The organism is Robiginitalea sp. (genome assembly GCF_049588695.1).
In the GTDB taxonomy this organism is placed as follows: domain Bacteria; phylum Bacteroidota; class Bacteroidia; order Flavobacteriales; family Flavobacteriaceae; genus Robiginitalea.
The window spans coordinates 1-2,590 of record NZ_JBAVZJ010000620.1; the positions used below are offsets into that span (position 1 = coordinate 1).

Sequence of the window (2,590 nt, forward strand, 5' to 3'; positions counted from 1 at the left end):
GGAAACATCGTCGTAAATCTGCTTGATGCGCCTGTAAATAAATTTCTCTACCCGGATTTGAAGGATGGCAAAACAAATGACAAAGGATAAAAGGATAAAGCCCAGGTACCAATGCCAGTATTCCTGAAGCAAATCCTGTACATACAGAAATACAAAACCACCTATAGCGAGCGCAGAAGTGATATAAAGGGATGACCTGAAGGCAAATCTGTACGACTTACGGAGTTGTATGGCCATTATTGTACATACTTATACCCCACCCCTTTTACGGTCTTAAAATGAGATTCACCTATCTTTTCCCTTAACTTCCGAATATGGACATCTATGGTCCTTCCTCCTACAACCACTTCCTGACCCCAGACTTTATCGAGGATGACCTCCCGTTTAAATACCTTATCCGGCTTGGAAGCCAATAAGGCCAGGAGTTCAAACTCCTTCCGGGGCAAGACCATATCCTGTCCGTCCTTGACAACTTTGTATTCCTCTCTGTTAATGACCAAATCCCCCACTTTGAGTACTTCGGCAGAATCTTCCTCCCCTTTTTTCAATCTCCTCAACAGGGATTTAACCTTACTGAGAAAGACTTTGGGTTTAATGGGCTTTGTGATATAGTCATCTGCGCCCGCATCAAAACCCGCGACCTGGGAGTAATCTTCACTTCTGGCTGTGAGAAAAGTGATAATAGTATCTTCGAGACCCTTGGATTTCCGAATGAGCTCACAGGCCTCAATACCATCCATTTCGGGCATCATCACATCCAGAATGATGAGATGTGGAGCCTTTTTCCGGGCCTTTTCTACGCCGTCTGCACCGTTCTTTGCAGTATACACCTGATAGCCCTCAGCCGAGAGGTTATAACTCAGGATTTCCAGGATATCGGGTTCGTCGTCGACCAGAAGAATTTTGATGTCCTGCTTTTTCATAGAAGTGGTTTATGATTGATTCTTTCAAAAATAACCATATTCGGCAGATGGCCTTCTTACTTAACGGCAATTTAATACTACTAACCTTTTAATAACATATTTTACCCGATTCCGGCGATTGCCTTAAGGCGTAGGGTAGTTCGTCGATATTTACATAAATTTTATACTTCACTGAAAGTTTCCGGCAGTCAAAAATGCTATATTTGCTTATCGCTGTGGATGTTTAATCGTATGAAGCACTTTTACCTCCTGATTTTACTATTTACTATGGGTACGGCTTTCGGTCAAAAAGCTCCGGACCAGGCGGATATTGAAGGCTTTAAAATATACCCGAATCCCGTTACTTCAGGGACGGTTTATATTGTAACGGCAGCGAACAAGCCTAAGAAAATTCGCATTTATGACGTCCTTGGCACCCCTGTTCTTGAAACCACCATCATGGGAAAGGAACTCAACCTTTCTGGGATTAAGGCAGGCGTTTACCTGATTCAGGTCTATGAAAAAGACAAAGTAGCTACCCGCAAACTGATCGTTAAGTAACCTCTTTTTCCGTTAAACCGTATCGACCATCTGCCGATTTTATCGATGAAACGCAAGGCACTACAATTTCACCTACAAAAATTGAGGGTTCGCAACATTAAATTCCAGGAAGTTCGGGCTTGAATTACCTTCCTTGTATTGATCCCAAATCAATTACCATAGATGAAGCAACTTCTACTGCTGCTTTTCATACTGAGTACTTATGCCGTTTCAGCCCAACAGGACCCAAAGAGTCCCAACCGGACCGAAGCCCGTTTCAGCCTGCACCCCAATCCCGTAAAGGATGGGTTCGTCTATGTGCAATCCGACTCCGATGGCCCGAAAGATATCAGAATCTACGACCTGTTCGGAAAAGTCGTACTTGAGCAGCGAATCGTTTCACAAAAGTTATTGGTCAGCGGCCTGGTTCCCGGGGTCTACATGGTCCAGATCCGTCAGGAGGAACGGATAGGGACTAAAAAACTTGTGATCCGCTAAGGTTCCTTCCTCCAGTTTCAATTCTGTTTCTCCAGACAACCCTTGACTTTTTCGTATTTTCGCACGAATCTTTCCGTATGGATGGCGATGTCGTTTCTGGGCTACAATCTGCCGGGGAATTTGAAGTCCTGGCCCTGGAAACCTTTTGGAATCAATACCATAACGTCACTATTTATAAGGAGTTTTGCGATCACCTCGGCAAGCAACCTGCTAAAGTAAAAAACCTTGGAGAAATCCCCTTTCTGCCTATTGAATTCTTTAAATCCCATAAGGTTATGCCTGCGGAGTTCCGGCCGGAAATCGTTTTTCGAAGCAGCGGCACGACAGGCAGTGTCCGCAGTCAACACTTCGTAGCAGACCTCGGCCTTTACCGGGAGAGTTTTACCCGGGGGTTTGAGCACTTTTACGGGAAGCCCTCCGAATATTGCATCGTAGCCCTATTACCGTCCTATCAGGAGCGATCGGATGCTTCATTGAGCTATATGGTCGGAAAGCTCATTGGCCAAAGCACCCATCCGAAAAGCGGGTTTTACAATATCCATGAGGCAGGGCAAGTTCTGGAGCTCCTGTCAGAGTCCCCGACACAGGTCCTGTTAATCGGGGTTACTTTTGCCCTTCTCGACCTTGCTGAAAAAGCGTTTAAAACTTCT

The 2,590-nt window shown here is 45.0% G+C and carries 3 protein-coding genes and 2 pseudogenes; 3 read left to right on the top strand and 2 right to left on the bottom strand.

Translation table 11 applies throughout. From position 1 onward, the window contains the following. Both WBV75_RS14140 and WBV75_RS14145 read right to left on the bottom strand, forming a co-directional pair. Positions 1-237 (bottom strand): annotated as a pseudogene (locus WBV75_RS14140) (sensor histidine kinase); the annotation flags it as partial. Continuing rightward, positions 237-923 (bottom strand): response regulator transcription factor, encoded by a 687-nt coding sequence (locus tag WBV75_RS14145; RefSeq protein WP_424121229.1) that lies wholly within the window; start codon positions 921-923, stop codon positions 237-239. The pseudogene WBV75_RS14140 and the gene WBV75_RS14145, both read right to left, overlap by 1 nt. Positions 924-1,154: 231 nt before the next feature. Between WBV75_RS14145 and WBV75_RS14150 the strand changes: the two genes are divergently transcribed. The 3 genes and pseudogenes from WBV75_RS14150 to WBV75_RS14160 all read left to right on the top strand — a co-directional run. Next, positions 1,155-1,463, top strand: coding sequence for a T9SS type A sorting domain-containing protein (locus tag WBV75_RS14150; protein ID WP_424121230.1), 309 nt, complete (start codon positions 1,155-1,157; stop codon positions 1,461-1,463). Positions 1,464-1,625: 162 nt separating this feature from the next. After that, positions 1,626-1,940, top strand: a complete 315-nt coding sequence (locus tag WBV75_RS14155) for a T9SS type A sorting domain-containing protein (RefSeq protein ID WP_424121231.1) — start codon at positions 1,626-1,628, stop codon at positions 1,938-1,940. 77 nt (positions 1,941-2,017) lie between these two features. Continuing rightward, positions 2,018-2,590 (top strand): annotated as a pseudogene (locus WBV75_RS14160) (acyl transferase); the annotation flags it as partial.